General features: G+C 56.4%; 12 protein-coding genes. 3 read left to right on the forward strand and 9 right to left on the reverse strand.

The window, feature by feature from the left end; all coding sequences use genetic code 11:
* Positions 1-17 precede the first annotated feature (17 nt).
* The gene (locus Pla52nx_RS16755; RefSeq protein WP_197454388.1) at positions 18-1,085 is read right to left on the reverse strand and encodes an NAD(P)/FAD-dependent oxidoreductase; all 1,068 of its coding nucleotides are present in this window, start codon (positions 1,083-1,085) and stop codon (positions 18-20) included.
* A 101-nt stretch (positions 1,086-1,186) separates the two neighbouring features.
* A complete protein-coding gene (locus tag Pla52nx_RS16760; RefSeq protein WP_146519091.1) occupies positions 1,187-2,377 on the reverse strand; it encodes a glycosyltransferase in 1,191 nt (396 codons plus the stop codon).
* Between the two features lie 1,222 nt (positions 2,378-3,599).
* Between Pla52nx_RS16760 and Pla52nx_RS16765 the strand changes: the two genes are divergently transcribed.
* Positions 3,600-4,259: a class I SAM-dependent methyltransferase gene (locus Pla52nx_RS16765; RefSeq protein ID WP_146519092.1), complete on the forward strand. Its 660-nt coding sequence runs from the start codon at positions 3,600-3,602 to the stop codon at positions 4,257-4,259.
* Positions 4,260-4,292: 33 nt separating this feature from the next.
* Here Pla52nx_RS16765 and Pla52nx_RS16770 read toward each other — a convergent pair whose 3' ends face one another.
* The 4 genes from Pla52nx_RS16770 to Pla52nx_RS16785 form a co-directional block, all read right to left on the reverse strand.
* A complete protein-coding gene (locus Pla52nx_RS16770; RefSeq protein ID WP_146519093.1) occupies positions 4,293-5,063 on the reverse strand; it encodes a tetratricopeptide repeat protein in 771 nt (256 codons plus the stop codon).
* Positions 5,060-5,611, reverse strand: coding sequence for a hypothetical protein (locus Pla52nx_RS16775; protein WP_146519094.1), 552 nt, complete (start codon positions 5,609-5,611; stop codon positions 5,060-5,062). The genes Pla52nx_RS16770 and Pla52nx_RS16775 overlap by 4 nt, the downstream gene beginning before the upstream one ends.
* A gap of 13 nt (positions 5,612-5,624) precedes the next feature.
* Positions 5,625-7,475, reverse strand: a complete 1,851-nt coding sequence (locus tag Pla52nx_RS16780) for a polyprenyl synthetase family protein (protein ID WP_390620373.1) — start codon at positions 7,473-7,475, stop codon at positions 5,625-5,627.
* 85 nt (positions 7,476-7,560) lie between these two features.
* Positions 7,561-9,609 (reverse strand): prenyltransferase/squalene oxidase repeat-containing protein, encoded by a 2,049-nt coding sequence (locus Pla52nx_RS16785; RefSeq protein WP_146519095.1) that lies wholly within the window; start codon positions 9,607-9,609, stop codon positions 7,561-7,563.
* A 269-nt stretch (positions 9,610-9,878) separates the two neighbouring features.
* On the opposite strand from Pla52nx_RS16785, the gene Pla52nx_RS16790 reads away from it, so the two are divergent.
* Both Pla52nx_RS16790 and Pla52nx_RS16795 read left to right on the forward strand, forming a co-directional pair.
* Positions 9,879-11,705, forward strand: coding sequence for a BBP7 family outer membrane beta-barrel protein (locus Pla52nx_RS16790; RefSeq protein ID WP_197454389.1), 1,827 nt, complete (start codon positions 9,879-9,881; stop codon positions 11,703-11,705).
* A 5-nt stretch (positions 11,706-11,710) separates the two neighbouring features.
* A complete protein-coding gene (locus Pla52nx_RS16795; RefSeq protein WP_146519097.1) occupies positions 11,711-12,664 on the forward strand; it encodes a hypothetical protein in 954 nt (317 codons plus the stop codon).
* A 263-nt stretch (positions 12,665-12,927) separates the two neighbouring features.
* Here Pla52nx_RS16795 and Pla52nx_RS16800 read toward each other — a convergent pair whose 3' ends face one another.
* The 3 genes from Pla52nx_RS16800 to Pla52nx_RS16810 form a co-directional block, all read right to left on the reverse strand.
* Positions 12,928-14,319 carry a DUF1552 domain-containing protein gene (locus tag Pla52nx_RS16800; RefSeq protein WP_146519098.1) on the reverse strand — a complete coding sequence of 464 codons (1,392 nt, stop codon included), beginning with the start codon at positions 14,317-14,319 and terminating at the stop codon, positions 12,928-12,930.
* An 11-nt stretch (positions 14,320-14,330) separates the two neighbouring features.
* Entirely contained in the window at positions 14,331-16,202 is a 1,872-nt protein-coding gene (locus tag Pla52nx_RS16805; RefSeq protein ID WP_197454390.1) for a DUF1592 domain-containing protein, read from the reverse strand.
* 462 nt (positions 16,203-16,664) lie between these two features.
* Positions 16,665-19,187: a polysaccharide biosynthesis tyrosine autokinase gene (locus tag Pla52nx_RS16810; protein WP_146519100.1), complete on the reverse strand. Its 2,523-nt coding sequence runs from the start codon at positions 19,185-19,187 to the stop codon at positions 16,665-16,667.
* Positions 19,188-19,282: the final 95 nt, after the last annotated feature.

Consider the following 19,282-nt stretch of genomic DNA (forward strand, 5'->3'; position numbering starts at 1 on the left):
AGAAATTGATCCTACACTCACTCAAGTTCAGCGAGGTAACGTTCCGCGTCCAGTGCTGCCATGCAGCCTGTTCCTGCTGACGTGATGGCTTGTCGATAGTAGTCGTCAGCCACGTCACCGGCTGCGAAGACGCCTGCGGCGCTGGTGTTTGTCCGGAACGCTTTTTTCCATTGAATGTAGCCTTCCGAGTTCATTTCGACGGCACCGTCCAGGAACGCAGTGTTGGGCGTGTGCCCAATGGCGACGAACATGCCGCCCACCGTCAAGTCGCGAATGCTGTCGTCCAACGTGCTCTTCACGCGCAGGTTATTGACCAATTTGCCGTCTCCCTGGACCTCCTCGACCACGGTATTCCAGAGAACTTCGATCTTGGAATGGTTCAACGCGCGATCCTGCATGACTTTGGAAGCGCGCATTTCGTCGCGGCGGATCAGCATGTAGATCGTTGCCGCGTCCTTCAGATTCGCAAGATAGACGGCTTCCTCCACCGCAGAGTCACCGCCGCCGACGACGGCCAGCGGCTTGCTGCGATAGATCGGCAGCGCACCATCGCAGACCGCACAGGCGCTAACGCCTTTGTTCTTGTATTCTTCTTCGCTTGGCAGTCCCAAGTAGTTTGCACGTGCGCCGGTCGCGATGATCACGGTGTGTGCCTCGACTGTGTCGCCGCTGCCTGTGGTCAGTTTGCGGGTGTCGCCGCTGAAATCCACACTCACGATGTCGTCACCGACGACTCGGGTGCCGAAGTTGAGCGCCTGCTGTTTCATCAACTCCATCAACTCGGTGCCTTGAACGGCATAATGCGGCTGGCCGTCTTTTTCGTGCCCGGTCGGAGCGGGAGGCAGATTCCAGTGTCGATCCTTGTCAACCGCCGACTCGATGAACGCACGAACGTTACCTGCCGGAAAGCCTGCGTAATTTTCGACTTCGGTGGTAAATGCCAACTGGCCCAACGGAACCATTTCCGGTCTGACGGTGCCCTCATAGAGCAGCGGATTCAAATTGGCGCGAGCGGCGTAAATGGCTGCTGACCAGCCGGCGGGGCCGCTACCAATGATGATCGTCTTTTCGATTTCGTTGCTCACGCTCTGGGTGACTCCTATAGTCGAACTGCGTTTATTTTCGAATGCGTTGTGCGAATCTGGATCGGAATGGGTTCTGGCCCGAAATTCTGTTTGAGCCAGGATTATAGGGAGCCTTGCAAAGGCTGACACCTGGGCATCAGGCTCTTGTAGTGCGAACGGTAAGACTCGATCATCGAGGGGATGGAGAAATCCGCTCTCACGCGAGCCTGGTTTGCTTCGCCGAGGCGCTCAGCCAATTCCGGATTGTCAAGCAGCGCATCGATCCGCCGCATCATCTCATTGGAGTCGCCCGCAGGAAAACTTTGGTGCTCCTTCGCATGCGACAAAAGTTCGTCACTGCCCTCCACCAGACTGCACACGACTGGGCGGCCAGCCGCCATGGCTTCCAAGATCACGTTCGGCATGCCTTCGTAGTGGCTGGGCAAGACCAACAAGCGAGCCGCTCGCAGGAAAGCTCCAATATCGCTTTGCCAAGGCAATAGTTGGCACCTTTCAGGTCCAACAAGGTCCGCCCATCGTTGCAGGCCGCTGCGCAAGGGTCCATCGCCAATCAGCAGCAACTTGCGCCGACTGCCGATGGGTGCGATGGTATCGATTTGCGACTGCAGCAACTCAATCCCCTTTTGCGGATGAAATCGCCCGACGAAAAGCACGACATCGCTGTCCGCGTCCCAGGACATGACGGAGGGCCAACTGGCGGGCGTTGCAACACTGAATCGTGGAACATCGACGCCGTTGGGGATCACGCGTGTGCGCTCCAGTGAGCAACCAAGATGCGATTGAGCGAAACGGGCAACCGCTCCGCTGACGCAAACCAGTGAATCCATCCTGGATACGGCTCGCCGCTCCAGAAAGCACCTCATGCGGTTTCGCTCGGCTACGCGAAGCCCACCGACGAAACAGGGCATCGGCGACAGGGGAACTACGGATTCGGTATCGTCGGGTAAACCGGCATTCTTGGTTTTGCCGATCGCTCGCAATGCCATCGCGGTCAAGCAGTTTGCGTGGAAGAGAAACGACTGGCAGACATCCGGTGTCGAAACGCTGAGCCAATCAATCAGACGACGACGAGCTTTCCAAAACGCCAAGACGTTGTTCGCATCCGCCGACGTGATTTCGATCCCGCTTTCCAAAATCTTGTCCACCAACCCCGCTTTCTTTCCCGTCGGCAGCGAGCCGATAGAAAACACCCGGACTTGGTCACCTTGCTCGTGCATTCCGCTCGCCAACTCGGCCAGACAACGCTCCGCGCCACCGGCAAAGAGCTCCGTGATAACAAAATCGATTTTCATGATGGGGGAGGATCAAGAACGAGCGGAGCGCTGCCGACCTTACTGTGTATCCAAAGTGGATCACAACATCGTTAAGCGGCTTTTTGCGGTGCTTTGTTTCACATCGAATGCGTATAATGTTGTAAGGACAAGATCGTCATGACCCGCCAGTTGGGGCATGCATGATCGGCACAAATGTCCTGATCGATGAGGGTTTACAACACATGACGTTTTGATGGGATTTTCGAGCCCGGAGCCCGACAACTACGGGCGAATATTGCCGTAGCCACAAGACGCTGATTTTGTGGACAAGGCGGACGTGGCTTTCACCGACCAAACTTTCCCATGGCACCGTCCTGGACGGTACCCCACTGCGAGTCGCCCAAATGATTCACGCCAATCTGTTTACGATCGAAACTGTCCACGGTTTGAAAGAAACTTTTGCGTTGGCTCCCAACGGCAAAGTTATCTCACCGTATTCAAAGCCAGTCCATACGCCTCACGTTTCTAGCAACGGTGGCAAGGACTCGTCGAAGCCATCTGTACCGTCGAAAAAAGGCGAAAAAGACGACATTTCTCGCTGATCGCCACCCCGCAGAACGCTCGTTCTCAGGCTCACGCCTGGGAACGCACTGCCATGGAGGCTCTGCCTCGCGAAAATCTGCGTAGTGCATCATCCGGTCTTGATTTTGGGGTTAGCCGTTTTGGCGTTAGCCACGGTTGTGTCACGAAAACCGTGGCTAACGCCAAAACGGCTCATCTAACGAACCCACGTTCTAAGACTGGACGATGCAGTAGTCTGGAAATTGTCAGCAGATCGGCAGGCAGGAGCCTGCTAATCATTGGGTTCCCAGGCAGGAGCCTGGGAACCAGTGGTGGCGATCAGCGAGAAGTGTCAAAAAGACTGACTCAGATCGCCTTCATTGTTCAACCGGGTGGTTTGGTGTCCGCTTAGCGTTCGCCGACAGACTGTCGTTTGTAAACGCCAGGTAATAAATGGATTGAAATGGCAGCGTTTGCTGTCGACTCCTGGCCAGCAAACCGTTACTGCAAAAGGCGTTGCAGCAATTGTTGCCCCCTGGACATGGGTTTGACTCGGCGATGAAATCTGCGATGTTTCTCTGTAGGCTCGCTGCGCAGATTGTCTCCTGGAGAGATTTGCCATCGGACAAGTCCGCGATCTGCGGGCTCTAAGGGCCAAACACACCCAACACAGAAGTTGCCGATCAGGAAAGCTCAGTTCATGAGTCGTACCGTTGAGACTCCGACGCCGAAACGATTCCGCGTCCCCCACGCTGCAAAGCTATATCACAACTTGGTTCCCGCCTACCAAGCGTTTTGGCCGGCGGTCGCTGGCAAGAACATGCGTGCAGCGCTCGCCCGAACGGATTTCCCCGATGGGTGCCGTGTCTTGGAAGTCGGCGTGGGAACGGGACTCTCGCTGAGCAGCTATCCCAGCAATATCCAACTGACCGGGATCGATCTTTCCGAAGCCATGTTGGCGGAAGCCCAAGCGTTGATCGAAAAGAACAGTTGGGATCACATCGCCGTCCAGGAGATGAACGCCGAGTCGCTGGATTTCGAAGACAACAGCTTTGATTTTGTGACGTCGTTTCACACGATCAGCGTGGTATCGAACCCTGAAGCAATGATGAGCGAAATCGTCCGCGTCTGTCGCCCCGGTGGCCGCGTGTTGATCGTCAATCATTTTCGCAGCGAGAATCCCTTGATCGCGCGCGTGGTGGACTCTGCCGGCAACCTGACCCGTTTACTCGGCTGGCGGACGGACTTGAAACGCGAAGTCGTGCGTGAGTTGCCGCTGCGTTTGGAGAAATGTTACAAGCCCAATCCGCTGTCGTTTTTTACGATCATCGAAGCGGTCTGCAAGCCTGACGAGGTTTGATCCCAGCGTCTCGGAGAGACGCTGCTACGTGGGTCATTTGGCTTGAGACAAATGCTTTGCGTACACGCGTGCGACGTCGCCCATGTAGTTCCGCGGGGCATTCTTTGCACAACGCTCCAGCCTCCGTTGTGCTTCGTCTCGTTTGCCTTTTGCGTCTGCGTACAGACCCAGGTAGAACTCGCCATAGAAATCCGCTGATGCTTTCATTGGCGAATCCTTGTCGATCGACTCCATCCGTTTGACCACCAAATCCGTGTCACCGGTTTTCAGCATCTCCAGCACTTCGTCCATCGGCACACGGCGATCACCGGGCGCGGGGAGCAATTGTTTTTGGCTTGCTTGAAAGGACTCTGCTTTGGCAACGCACAGAAAATGCCATGCCGCGTTTTCGACGTCGTTGGGGTTCACGTGGCGGTGTTCTTCGAACTGTTTGGCACCTTCGGCAAAATCGCCGACGAAGTACAACGCGATGCCGCGCTGCCACAGGTAAGGCAATTCGCTGGCGTGCGACTTGAGGTACTCATCAAAGTATTTCAAGGATGACTTAGCGTCGCCGGCGCGCAAGTACACATCTGCCGCAATGCGATAGATCTCCGAGTTTTTGTCAGCCAGTTCGGCCATGCCGTCGGCGGCAGCTCGAGCGGCCGTGATGTCTCCGCTACGCAAAGCGGCGTCGGCGGATCGGCTGAGTTGAGAGAAATTCGCGATCGGCGTGTCGTCGAGTGATTCTTGTGCGACACACAATTGCAGATTTGCGAACAAGCAACATGCTGCGATCAGCAGCCCCATCATGCGAATCATCATGAAACAATTTCCAGCAGTTCGATGGCGGGCTCACCGTCACAGTAAATCAACGCGGTGCGTCCATAAACGACCTTGCCCTGAGGGACCTGCAGCATCTGTGCCAAGGATTCGCCCGCGGTGACTTTCCACAACTCACACAAGGTGACTTTGCGGAGCACGTTGTGCTCGATCAAGACGCGACCCAGCGGTGTCTCCTGACTTTCAATCCGCTTCCAAACCTCCGGTTCCAAGGCGTCGACATTGAGCCGAACGATTCCGTATTGGACCGTTTTTTTGGAGCCCGTCGTCTGCAACGTGATCTCACGCGCGTACCAATTGTCGTGACGGTGAAAGCGGTGAACCACCACATCGACGGTTTCGCCATGGTGCGATTCAACGGTCACCGTCATGTGCTTGTTGTGATTCAGCAGGGAATCGTACGGCTGAGGTAAATCGGTTGCCGATTCGCACCGGCCCAGCTTTGCCCAGCAAGTTTGCGAGTCATAAAACTCGTCCAACAATGCCTCGATCTTGACCAGAGAATCGTCGCGTGAAAGCCCGCTCGTCATCGCTACCTCATCCTCACTTGGTTTGCAGGTTCACACCCAGCGAAACGACCTTTGGACTGGGCAACTCGGGGCGTTCCAGCACCGTATCAATCAAAAAGTAAAACAGTCGACGCAAAGGTTCCGGTTCGATCTCATCGGCGACCTGCTCAGCCCGCTGCTGGTGCTTGTCCACCAAACGCATTGCGGTATCGAACACGCCCGCTTTCCAATAAAGCCGCTCAACGGCGGCAAACCGTTCACGATCCGACAATCCGCATTGGTCATCAGCCATCGACAACAATTCAGCTTGATCGTCCTCCTGCAAACCCTCCAGGGCGAGCGCCCACAGGATCGTCGGGCGTCCGCCGAAGACATCGCCGCCGGCGGAAAGTTTGTTGTGGTCGTCGCCGGAGATGTCGCCCAAATCGTTCAAGATCTGGAACGCGACGCCCATGTTCCGACTGAATTTTCGAATCGCCTCGCGGTAGGGTTCCGCATCGGCCGCCAATCGGATCCCGCTGTACAAAGCGGCTTCGAAAGCCGGCGACGTCTTGAGTGCATAGATCTTCAATGCATCCAACGGAGTCAGGTGTCGATTGCGTGTGTCTCGCCACAGCAGCTCGGCACCTTGGCCTTCGCTCAGTCGCATGTGTGCTGCCGCCAAGCAATCCACCACATCCATGCGTGCATCGGCTTCGATCATTTCCGCGTTGCGTTTGTCAGTCAGCAATCGATAGCCCAGGCCGATCAAATAGTCGCCGACGTTGATCGCTGTGGGGACGCCGAATTGACGATGAATGGACGGTTGACCGTAACGAAACGCGTCATCGTCTTCGATGTCGTCGTGGATCAAGCTCGCTTTGTGGAACGTTTCGATACTCATGGCCGCACGTCGCACGGCGTCCGGGATCGCTTCGACCGCGGTCGTGAACTCTGGCCCGGTGCAATTGCCGCCTGTCATCGCATCGTATGCTGCCAATGTGATGAACGGTCGGGAATGCTTGCCTCCGCGTGCGAGGAAGTCATAGCCGATGTGCTCGGTCGCGGCGATCGCATCCATCGACGCAATCCGTTGCAAGTCCGCTGGCTGATCCGTCAACGGTGTTTGGTCACGCAAACGCGGCGCCAAAGCGTCCATCGTGTCGGGTTGGAACAGATCGCTCGCGGCACGCATCAAGTGGACATACGAGCGTGTCGCTTGCTGAGCCGGTTCGTACGGGGTCCGAATCATCTGGTCCACCCAGGACTCGTCGACTTTGGTGTTACGGCAATCGCTGCTCAACAGGGGGACTGCCATGCAGGGAATCCCGGCCAATAGGACTTTGTCGATCGCTTTTTCCAACACGTTCAAACAAGCGACACCGATCACGGCATCGACGTATCCACCCACGATGATCTTCAACACCACCGGCGACCCTTCGGCCACCAGGACGCGGTAACCCATCTCCTCGGCCAAACCACGAAAATCAGCGATACTGCAGGCCCCGCAGGTCTTGCAGTTCATGCCAAACTCGTCGTAGTCTGCCGGGCAACCTTCGGCGTGTTTCAGACAATGTGGCAACAGAAACAGTCGGCGATGCGGGGGCACGGATTTCAACGCGTCACGCCAGAACGAAGTGCTGATCATCACCATCGTCCAGCCCAAGTAGGCTTCCGGCAAATCGGCTTCGCTCAACAATCCACGTGCGACCGTTTCCAATTCATCTTTCGTCATGGGCACGTCACGATCCAGACGATCGGCGACTTGCTCACAACGCTGACGCAAGTTTTCTCGCATCTGCAACGTTTCGGGAACGTCTTTCAGATGGCTGGTCTTTCGTCGGGACGAACGGGGGGCATCGGGTGCGCCATCATCGGCAACAGAGGGGCTCAATCCAGTCGACAAACCGATTACCTCGGATTGGGTTTATGGGGGCAGGCACACGCCGAACGAGCTGGTCGCATCCAACGGTCTGGACGCTTCAGCACGCTCACCGCGGCCATTGTGGGTCATGTTCATCTGTCGTCGCTCGCAAAAATTTGCCCAATGCGGCGACAGTGAAAATCAATGGGTAGGATTTCTCATGGTACCAAAGCTTGGCGAAGTAAAACCCGATCGGCCAAGCGATTCGGTGTCGTCCATCACGCACACTTTGGAGCAAGAATTCAACGCCCCCGATTATAGCCGCAGTCAGTGAATCGGTCTCGTCGTATCCGCCAAGTTGACGGTGTTGCTGCAAAACTGCAGCGGATTCCACTTCAGGACTTGTAACACCGCTCCTCGACGCCTGGACCGCTCGGGAATCGCAATCCACCGCCATTTGACCAACAAAAGCGTGTTCAGACGCGTCTCGACGGTGCAATACGACGCTGCACAGGGCATCCACCGCCAATGCGGTTTCTTCCACGCTGCTCGTCAAATGGTCGGGAATCTGCAGCTCAGAAAACTCTGGCCGTTCTTTCAACAACACACGTAGTTTTTCGGAGACCGAGACGCCACCTCCCCAACCACCGTCCCCATTCTGTGTCTCCAACAAGAACTTCACCCCGAGATGAAGTTTTTCCGGTGAGGCGGCACCCGACAACAAAACCTTAGCCGTTCCGTACACGGGGTTGATCTCATCGGACTGGTCTTGGTTGCCAAACCACAGTGGCAACCAAGCCCCGTCGGGCTGTTGCATCCTATCTAAATAGCGTTGCCCTTTCCGGATCGGCCCATCGAACTGGTGGTTCTGGTCAGACAAAGCCCGGATGGCGTGCGCGGTCAAGTCGGTGCTGCTGCGGTCAAACGGCAGCTTTCCCCAGCCGCGACAAAAGGTCGGCCAGCCGCCGTCGCCGTTTTGTAGTTGCAGTAACCATCGGCTGCCCATCGCAATCGCAGAGTCGATCTGAGCATGATGCGACGTGTCACTCCAACGCTTCATCACACGCAACGCAAGGATGGCGCCCGGGGTGTCGTCACCATCGGGAACCGCACCGGATAAATCCGTCCAGCCCCAGCCGCCGGGACTCGCTCCGGTGAACGGATGACGGACTCGATGCTGACAATCCAAATGCCAACGCAGCAACGACTGGCTGAACCACGAGCCGTCATCCAGCGGGTCGCATGCCAGTGCGTGAACGGATAACGAAGTCACCCAGGTGGCAAGATTGGTGTCGATCGGCCAACTGCCGTCCTCGGCAACGGAGTCTTGCAAGAAACGAAGTGCGTTCAGTGCGACCGGATGATCGCCGCGACCTGTTGCGGCCAAGCTCATCAGGACGAACGACGTTAGCGGCGTGGCCTCCAGATACCCGCCACTCTCTGGTTGCATACGTTCCAGAACCGCCATCGTTCGCGACACGGATGCCGATCGCATCGCGCGAATCGGAAACCAACTCCGTGGCCCCAAGAAATGTCTTGCTTGGCCGATCGCCACCAAGGCGGGAATCGCGTAACTGACGACAGGCATCCTGAGGAACCGGTACCACGACTGAGGAAAAACGGCGGCCTCGAACGGCAGCGCTGAAACCAACTTCCAGTCGACCAGTCCGGCGATCGCCATGTTGGTCAGGATCGGAACAACGAACGTTTTGTCTTTGCCATAGCGAGCTTTCAGACCCGCGATCTCGCCCGCGTCGCGAAGATAACGTTGCAGGTCGTCTCGCTGGTCCGCATGCAGTCCGGCTGAATCGCCCAGGACTTGCCTGGCCAACGAATCCGCGGCCAAGACGAGGTAGCTGGTGGCGATGTTGGAATGGCTGCGATCGGTGTCACCAAAACCACCGTCTTGATTCTGCTCGCCACACAGGTACTGCATTCCTCTCCGGACCAACTCTCGCATCCAGTCCTCACCGCTCTGATGACGCATCACGGCGGCGATGGCGCTGACGGCCGTTGCGGTGCTGAGCGCTGAGGCGGACAGCTGCCCCGTCCAGTGGTCGTCTTCGCCACGTTGCGAGATCAGCTCGGTCCGCAACTGATCCAGTGTTTCCCGGGCACGCACCCGGATTTCGACTATGTCTCGTGTTTTCTCAGGTGGGTCAGTTCTTGGAGTCATCGTCGCATTGTCCTGAAATCACCCACGGAGGGAAAGGGACGCCGCCAATCGCCTGTTTCACGGGTTTTGTTTCGCAGGTGATGCCGCAAAATCCGCGTAGTCGTCAAAGCTTGCCAAGTTTATTTAATCCGAACAACCGAAAGGGTCGATGAACGAAAGGGCCTGGGCACATCCATGTCCAGACCTTGATTTCACTTCTTGCCGTTGGTTGGAAAAAAACGATGTCCTCGCCTGGCAGACGCACGCTCCACAAACCGTTTTCAATCCAAATGCACGATTCCTTCCAGTGCCGCACGCGAGTCTTGGGGTACACCGTTGGCTTCGGTCGTATCTCGCTGTGCCTCGCTTTGGCGATCCTGGCATCGTTGACCAGCAACGTGCAAGCTCAAGTGCGTGGCAAAGCACCGGATCGTGGGACCTACCAACCGCCGGTCATCGTCAAGCAAACGACGCAAAGGCAAGGGCTGCCCAAGCCTGTTTCACTGGCAGAGCTGGATGAGCAACAATCATCCTCACGTCCCGTTCGTCCCGATTCGAATGAAATCGGCTCTGTGCGCCATGTCGTCGACTTGCAGGAAGTCGACCAGGACTCCGCTGGTGGACTTCGACCGATCGGCCAAAGCAGTGGTGTCGTGAATCTGGCAATGCCGCCGGCGCCCGTTCGGTCCCGTCAGACCGCTTCGCAGGAGCATCAACCGGGGCAGGCAAACGCACAGCATGCCAAGTCTGTTCAGCCGGTCAACCATCAACGAATCGACATGCGTCAATTGGCTCCTCAGCATCAACCACTGCAAGATCCCGGACACGTACAGAGCTGCTCCTGCGAGTCGTGCTCTGGCGGGCAGGCTGTTTCCGGACATGCGATCTCCGGCCAGGCAAGCGGTGGCTGGGTAGAAGCTCCGGTCGTTTCCTCGGAACATTACGGGCCCACGATGTGCGACGCATCAGGGGGATGTGATACGATCGGCTGTGACTCCATCGGCTGCAACTGCGGTCGCTGCTCCCAAGGCTGGGCACCTGCGACGCTGAGTTTCTGTCCTGACCGTTGGTTCGGATCGATCGAGTTGTTGCACATGGCACGCAAAGGAGATCGATTGCCGGCCTTGGTGACGACGGGCCCCGACACGGACTCGGACACTGCGGGAGAACTGAATGTTGCCGGGACACGCAGTTTGGTCGGCAATGACGCTTATTTGAGAGACGGACAACCCGGCGGGCGATTGACCCTCGGCACCTGGCTCAATCAGTATCAGAGTCGCAGCTTGGTGTTTCGCGGCTGGGCGTCGGGCGAAGAAACGTACGACTTCAACGCAAATCAAGATTCGTTTTCTGTCCTTGCACGTCCGTTCTTTAACGTCACGGACGGACAGACAGCCGCTCAAGACACGCAGTTGATTGTGTTCCCCGAGCTGGCCAATGGTGATATCAGCGTTCACATGGACAGTAGCGTTTATGGTGGAGACGCATCGATTCGTCAGATGTGGTACTGCGGCTACGGCGGTTCGGTGGACTTGTTGTACGGATACCAATACATGCGGCTGGACGAATCGCTTTCGATCGACACTCGATCGACTTCGCTGAGCGACGACTTTGCACCCTTGGGATCCGTGTTGGCCGTTCGCGACAGCTTTGGCGTAGAGAATGAATTCCACGGCGGTCAACTGGGAATCGCTTCGCGGTACCGCGAGGGCTGCTGGTCGTTCAGCGGGCTTGCCAAAGTCGGCTTTGGGTCGTTGAGCAGGCGAGCCGAGTTGTCCGGTGGCACCACCACCAGCATCGACGGCATCAGTGCATTCGATCCCAACGGGCTGCTCGTTCGCAGCACCAACGCCGGGACGCGTACCGACAGCACATTTGCTTGGGTTCCGGAGCTGGACTTCTCGATCGGCTATCAATGGTTCCGGCGGTGCGACGTGACGTTCGGTTACCACATCGTCGCTTTGACCGATGCCCTGCAGGTTTCCGGGACGATCGATCCCAATCTGGCGTCCAACCTTGCGTCACCGCCGACTGGGCAACAACGCCCTCAAGCGCGGATGAGTTACGACACGTTCTACGTCCAAGGCGTTCACTTGGGACTCTCCTACATCTACTGAGTGCGATGGCCAGCAAGGAACCACAAGGCTGTCGACGGTACGTGGACATGTGGGCGTTGCCCGGAATCCACCCGAGCAATGTCGAGTTTTTGCAAAAGCTCAAGACAGCCGACACCAATCATTTCACCACGCACATGGACTGCGTGGGGACGGTTTCCGAAATGGACCAGGAGTCCGGGGATTGGAGCCAGACCCATCTGATCGGGCTTCGTACCGATGTTTGGAAACCGGACGGCGAGGAGATGGAAAGCGCCCTGGGTGCCATCCAAGACAAACGCCGTAGCGAGCTGAAACGCTCGATCAAACGTCACGGACGACTGTCGGCCAAACAAAAGCAACAACTGGATGAACAGTTGGCTGCTGACGAAGTCATGAAGATGCAGTCTGGCGAGATCGAAACTCGACGATTGGTATTGAAACTGTTCAAGACCACGACGGAGCGTACGCGTTGGCTTGGCACGATCGAGGAGATCACGACGGCGGAGGTGCACAACTCGATCGGTTCGAACCGCACTCTGTTGACTTTGGCTGTGATGCTGCCACGCAATCAGATGGTGACGTACATCCAACAGAACCATCGAACGTTTCGCATTCCTGCGGTGTTCACGTTCTGTTTTCACGACGGAGCTCGGATGTGGAACCTGTTGCTCAAGCGATACTGGTTTTCCATCGGAGCAGATTTTGAGATCGAAGCCGATGGAGAGGCGATCGGCGAGATCGACGGACGACTGTTTTCCTTTGGTTGTGACAGCTACGTCGAAATTGACCCACACCCATTGGCCGAGCATGGGCCGCTCGTGGATCTGTTGACCTTGTTCGCCGCGTCGGTGGGGTACCACAAAGCGATGCGTCGCAGCGTAGGGCGCAGGGTCGAAGCCGCGCTGAGTGGTGAATCACACCGCAACGTCATCGGCGGCGACGAACTGCGTCTGAGAAACAACGGCCGCGCCGCGGCGTAGCCCGGGCTGCTCAAAATTTGGCGTTGACATTGTTTTTTCAGTCCATGTTTTCGTTCCATGCATCGCAATCAAAGTGAGCCTCAGGCGCTAGCCGTGGGCCGGCACCACAATCCGCCTCAGGCCCACGGCTAGCGCCTGAGGCTCACTGGGGCCACCAGCTGCGCCGGGAGAGGTGACAGAAACTTGCGGAGCGGCAGAGTGCCACAACGCCAAATTTTGAACAGCTAAGGCCACGGGTATACCCGCGTTGATGCATCCGGAACCTACGCCAGCACGCCGGGCAGTACACCTGTGCTGTCCGCAAAACTCTTCTCGCCGGTACCCAACGCTGTCAACATCGATGTGTACAGATTCGACAACGGCGTGTCTTTGCCGTAGGACAAGTGCTGGCCGCTCGCCAATCGGCCACCAGCCCTGCCGCCCAGCAGGATCGGCAAATCATGTGGGCTGTGGCTGTTCCCGTCTCGCAGACCCGATCCGTACAGAATCATCGAGTTGTCCAAGACCGTTGATTCCCGCTCTTTCATGCCATTGAGCTTTTGCAACAGATAGGCGTACTGTTGGACATGCCATTGAGTGATCAGTTGATACTGACGCAACTTGTCTTCTTCGTTCTGGTGGTGTGAGTTGTCATGGTGTCCGCCGGTGACGCCGTCCAGGAATGAAAAATTCCGTGAACTGACTGCGTTGCCGAACATGAACGTGCACACACGAGTCGTATCGGTCTGAAACGCCAACGCGATCATGTCCAACATCAATCGGACTTGTTGCTGATACTCGTCGGGACGATCCTCCGGCGGACGCTGCGCCGGATCGAGCTGCGCAAGTGGTTTCCAGTGGCGGTCTGCTCCGGACTGTTGGTTCTGAAGTCGTTCTTCGATCGAGCGAACCGACTGCAGGTACTCCTCCATTCGCTGCCGATCTGCTGAGCCGAGCCGCCGATTCAACTCATTGGTATCACCGAGTACTCGATCCAGCAACAGAGAATCACGACGCGTGCTGGCTTGGGACGGGTTCGCTGCGCGAAACAGTCGATCAAACACCAACCGTGGGTCGAGCTCTTTGGCCAGCGGACTGGTTGGACCGTTCCAAGCGATGTGCGATCCGTAAACCCGAGTGTATCCGACATTGGTGTCAACACCCGTGGTCACTGGGTCGATGCCCAGTTCCAAGGATCGCAGCGGCGTGAGTGCGCCCAAGTGATCCGCCGCGACTTGATCCATCGACCGACCATTGCAATTGAGATCGATGCCGAGAGATTTGTTGATGGTGGTGCAAGTCAGAAAACCGGAAGTCTTTACATAGTGTCCATCGCCGAAATCACTGGCTTGATTCCACAGATTAGAAAAGATCAATAACTGGTCTTTTAGGTCCGACAGCGGCTCCAGCGTCGGAGACCATTTGAAATCACTGCCTGTTCCGTCCGGTGTCCACATGTCGGCGCGAACGCCATTGGGTGCGAACAAGGCTGCCAATCGGAGAGGTGCATCGCTCGGCGGTTTTCCATCAGCCTCTGCCGCATCGGCTCGGCTGGGCATCATCGCCTCCAGCCACGGCAGCGCAAGACCTGCGCCTACGCCACGCAACAGCGTTCGGCGGGAGAGCGGGAATCCTTTGTTGCGGTCGTCGTCGAGAAACACCAGTTTTCGATTCATTTCATTCCCCATCATTCGGACTCCTTGTTTGAATTGCCAACCGACACGTTCACCGCTACCGCACGATCCGAACGCCCTTGTTTGTAGCGAAAAGGAACGCTTTTGACGATCTCCAGCACCAGTGTTTGTGCTCGATAATCATCTGCTGCCAACTTTTCGCCAATCGATTCCACCACACACTCGTCTTCGTTGGTCAAACCTCGCGCCAGTGCATAACCGAGCATTTTGGTGGTCAAATGTCTGATAAACAGGTCTTTCCGCTCCATCAGCAATCGTTTCAACGCTTCTGGACCATCAAAGGTTTCGCCGCTGGGCAGCTCACCACTGGCGTCAATCGCAATCCCATCGGCTTTGTCCCTCCATCGCCCCAGGACATCATAGTTCTCCAAACCAAAACCGAGTGGATCCATGGCATCATGACAGGATGCACAGGTGGGATCGGTACGGTGTCGCTCCAGTCGTTCCCGTAGTGATTTTGGTTGGCTGGCTTCTTTGGACTCTTCCAGAGCGGGCACACCCGGCGGCGGTGGTGGTGGCGGCGTGCCCAAGAGTGTTTCCAGGATCCATTTGCCCCTCAGCACCGGGCTGGTTCGATGGGCATACGAAGAAACCGCCAAGACGGCGCTCATGCCGGTCAAACCGCCGCGGTGGCTACCGTCCGGTAAAGTCGTTCGTTTGGGCTGCTCGCGGAACTCACCTTTGATCCCATAATGCCGTGCAAGTTTTGAATTGACGTAGGTGAAATCGGAATCGATCAGATTTAGCAACGAGCGATTGTCGGCCAGCAGGTCTTCAAAAAAGAAAACCGGTTCGTATTTCATCCCGCCCTCGAGTTCGGAATCGAAACGACCAAATACCGTCTCGTCGGGTTTGAACTCTCGTCCCAACGCCCGCGTCCCCAACCACTGCTCAGTGAAACTCCTTGCGAACTCACGAACCTTGGAATCACGCCGAAGCCCTCGACCGTCGACGGGGCTCTGCAACATCCTCGCCACTTGCTGTGCAAGTACGTTCTCATCGTGCAACTTGCCTTGCTCCGCCAAACGCAACAGCTCCTCATCCGGCATCGACGCCCACAGAAAGTAGGATAGTCGTGTGGCAAGCTCATGGTCTGAGATCAGGACAGGTGCGTCGGTCTCATTGGGTGCTTCCCACAAAAAGATAAACTTGGGTGACACCATCGCGGCTTCCAGTGCAAACTGGATGCTCGAATCGAAAGACGAATCGGTTTCATAGGCAGCATCGAAGAGGTCAACGTACTCTTGGACTTCGCTTTCAGCTACCGCACGTCGAAAGGCACGCGGCAGGAACTTGGTCAAGACGACTCTGGCTGCATCGCTCGGAGAACGATCGTTGGAGGGCTGCGCCACAATCAAACGCTTGCGTGATCCGGGATCGGTCAACGCATGCCCCAAAGCCGATCGCGCCGCGTCGATATACTTTTCGGCATAGATCGGCGAGATAAAAAGTGTCTCTGCCGCATTGTCAAATCCTTCACCGCCCGCTCCGTCGATCGGCAACGCGTGAGCAGCGTTGACGTGAATGCCGAGCAAATCACGCACCGTGTTGGCGTACTCGGTGCGGTTGAGCCGTCTCAGCATCGGTCCACCAGGAGAGACTCCATCGTCGCAGACAGCAGTGTGAATGGTCGAGCGAACCCATTTCACAAATGCGTCGCGTTCTGCATCGCTCGGTGCCTCGCTGTCTTTGGGAGGCATCTGACGTTCGGCAACCCTCTGTGCGATTCGGTTCCATGCTTTGATAGAACTCGTGACATCATCCTTGGAATGAAAGGTTTGCAAGTCCAAACCCGATTCGGCATCCTGCCCTGTATGGCAGTCCACACAAAAGCGTTGCACAAAGCTTATGGATGCCTGATCCATTGCTGGATCGTCAGCCAAACATGAAGGCAGATTCTGCGTGCAGATGATCAAACACAGTAGGGGCGGGATCGTGGATCGAAGATCGAGCATGATTTCAGACGAACACGATGCGTTGCCGTTGAAGCACGACAGATTGCGTTGTGTATCGTTATCTTGGTGGGCAACGGTGAGGTGGGTAAACGACAGTATACCCCACCGAGCCGACGAAACACCACGGGAAATGCGATGTGCCACGAATCAGAATGGAGAAGCCGAAGCGGATTACCGTTTCGTGAAGCAAGAACATGGCGGGCGGAACCCGAACACCATCCCTGGCAGCGTGGTTTTCGGGTGGCAAGGTAATGATTGGCGTAGTGGATCTTGTTAAAGATCCCGGAGCGGAGGGATCTTTAACAAGATCCACTACAATAACGCCACATAAAGTTTGATCGTTCCTAACGGCTCCAGCACGATCAATCGTGCCTAGCGGGACGAATAGCTTTCGTCCGGCGTGGACTCTGCGTTGGTTGATCCAGTGATCAACGTCGGTGAGACATCGGGCGGAGCGACCACTGTCGGAGCTTCATCCGATTTGCCTTTGACGATGTACGTGTCGGTCGCGTTGGCTTCCTTTTGGTAGCGTTGACGGTATTTATCGCCGTAACCGTAGCCGATCGATTGGTAGCTGCCGCTGGCACTCGCCTTGTACGACGCACTACCGCTGACTTCGTCGATCTTGTTGACCACAACTCCGACGATTCGCACGCCGGCGGATCGCAGCATGGCAACGGACTCTTTTGCATTCGGTTTGCACCGACGACGAATCCGCATCACCAGCATCGCGGCGTCAACGTAAGTCGTGACCACGGCCGGGTCGCTGACCATCAGCAACGGTGGCGTGTCGACGATGACAAAGTCGTAGTTGGCCCGAGCCCAATCAAAGACATCGCTGAGCTCGGCGATCGTGAGAGCTTCCGCGGGGTTTGCCGGCAGAGGGCCACAAGCCATGATGTCGAGGTTCTCGATAGGTGTTTCGTGAACGGCAGCGCCGGGGCTCATCTCACCATTGAGCACGTTTGTCAGACCGACATCGGATTGCAAATTGAATCGCAGTGACATCCGAGGACTTCGCAAGTCCAAGTCGATGAGCAGGACTTTCTTGCCCGACTGAGCAATCGAGCAACCGATATTGGCTGCGATCGTGCTTTTTCCGTCACCCGGCAATGGGCTAGTGATTTGGAATACCTTGCTGTCGTAGGCGCGTCGATCGAAGAACAACGCCGTGCGAATCCCTCGAATCGCTTCTGCGGATGAGGAATACGGCCGGTGGACGACGGAGAGTTTGGGATCGAGCCGAGAAAGCTCTTTGTCCATCACGGTCTTGCCTTGTTGGACACGGCTTTCGTCCAACGGGATGTGCGACAGAACCGGCAACCGCAGTTCCTTTTGGATTTCCTCTGCACTGCGGAACATCTTCGCACCGGCTTCGAACAACATCGCCATCAAACCACTCAAACCGAGCCCGAGCATTCCGAACAGGATCAAGTCCTTTTTCAAGTCAGGGCCGGTCACATACGCGTTGCCCGTGTTGAGCAAAGGTTCGACGACGATGCCGCCGTTGGTGTTGGCCAAGTCGAGTTCTTCGATCCGTTGATCCAACTCATCCAGCATTCCCTTCAGGAAATCCATCTTGCGATTGAACGCTTTGTCGGTGTTCTCGGCTTTGTGCAACTGGTCGGCGAGTGCCTCTTCCGTAGCGATTTTTTGATCCAACTCACGCATATCTTCTTGTAGGACCGTCAAACGCTGAGCCAAGCCGCCCATGTACGCGGCCACAAAACTCGAGGCACGTTCTTGCCGCTCTTTCAGTCGCAATGTGTTGATGTCCGTCGTCTTGATTTCAGCCCGCAATTGGGCCTGACGTGCCGCCTTCTGTGATTCCAACTCATTCAGTCGCCGCCGAATGTTTTCGATCTTGCTGGTAATGGAAACCACTTGCGGGTGATTGTCACCGAACTGTGAAATCAACTCAGCACGCTCGGTCTCCAATGGCACAAGCTGCTGCTCCACTCCCAGACGCTCCAATTCCAAGTCGTCACCCAAGCCCAAGACGTTCGCTGCCATGGGGGACTGGATCTCAGAAAAGCGATTGGGGTCGCCCAGCCCAGCGCTCCCACCGATCATTTGTGCCACCATGATCGGGTCAGGATTTTGCTGTCGGATCAGGTCCGCGGTCTTCAGTTCCCGCTCATACTTCATTGCCTCGGATTCCAAGTCCTCACGTTCCGCTTGCAGTCGAAGCTGTCGTTCGCGGTGGGGATTGATGACCTGGCGATCTTTGTCCCATTTCAGTGGCGAGTTTTCTTGGAACTCGTGGTATTCCTCAACCAGTTCCTCGTACTTTGGTAACAAGTCGTTGTAGGCTTGATTGACCAGCTTGCCGAGGTTGTCGAGTTGCGATTCGCGTTCGGCGTCAAAGTGGTCGCTGATTGCAGCGCTCATCACGTTGACGGCGGCAACGCAGAGCGCGGGATCGCCACCTTCGAAACTCAGCGAGGCAATCATTCGGTCGCGAGAATCGGCGGCGTTGGTGATCGTTTGAAATCGAACTCCACTGCGGATCGTCGCGGCGATCTGCGCTACCGACTTTCCTGTCATCGACGGCAGCAGCGTCAACGCAGGATCTTGCGCGACGCTCGCCATGATCGAGTCCGACGTGATCACCGACTGCATGATGTTGCCGCTAGGGATACCGCCTTCCATCACACCGGTCTGCGAATTCAAAATCAGCGGCTTGTCGCTGCGAAACATCAGTTTCGAGGAAGCCATGTACGTGGTCGGCTTTCGCTGGTATACCCAGTATCCCACACCGAGTCCGACTGCGGTAAAAATTACCAGCAACCACTTGAACCGCCAAAGTACGGTCAGCATTGACTCGCCGGACAGGCCAGGCAGATCCTCGCCAGCGGCGGCGTCATTGATCTGGTGAATGTCTTGTTCCAACATGAATCAATCTTAGATCATTGGGACGAAATGTGATGGTGGCAGTCTGCGGTAGTGAACGTCGAGGACATCAGCCCCTCGGGACGCGACCTCTGGAG

This window comes from Stieleria varia, from assembly GCF_038443385.1.
GTDB lineage: Bacteria > Planctomycetota > Planctomycetia > Pirellulales > Pirellulaceae > Stieleria > Stieleria varia.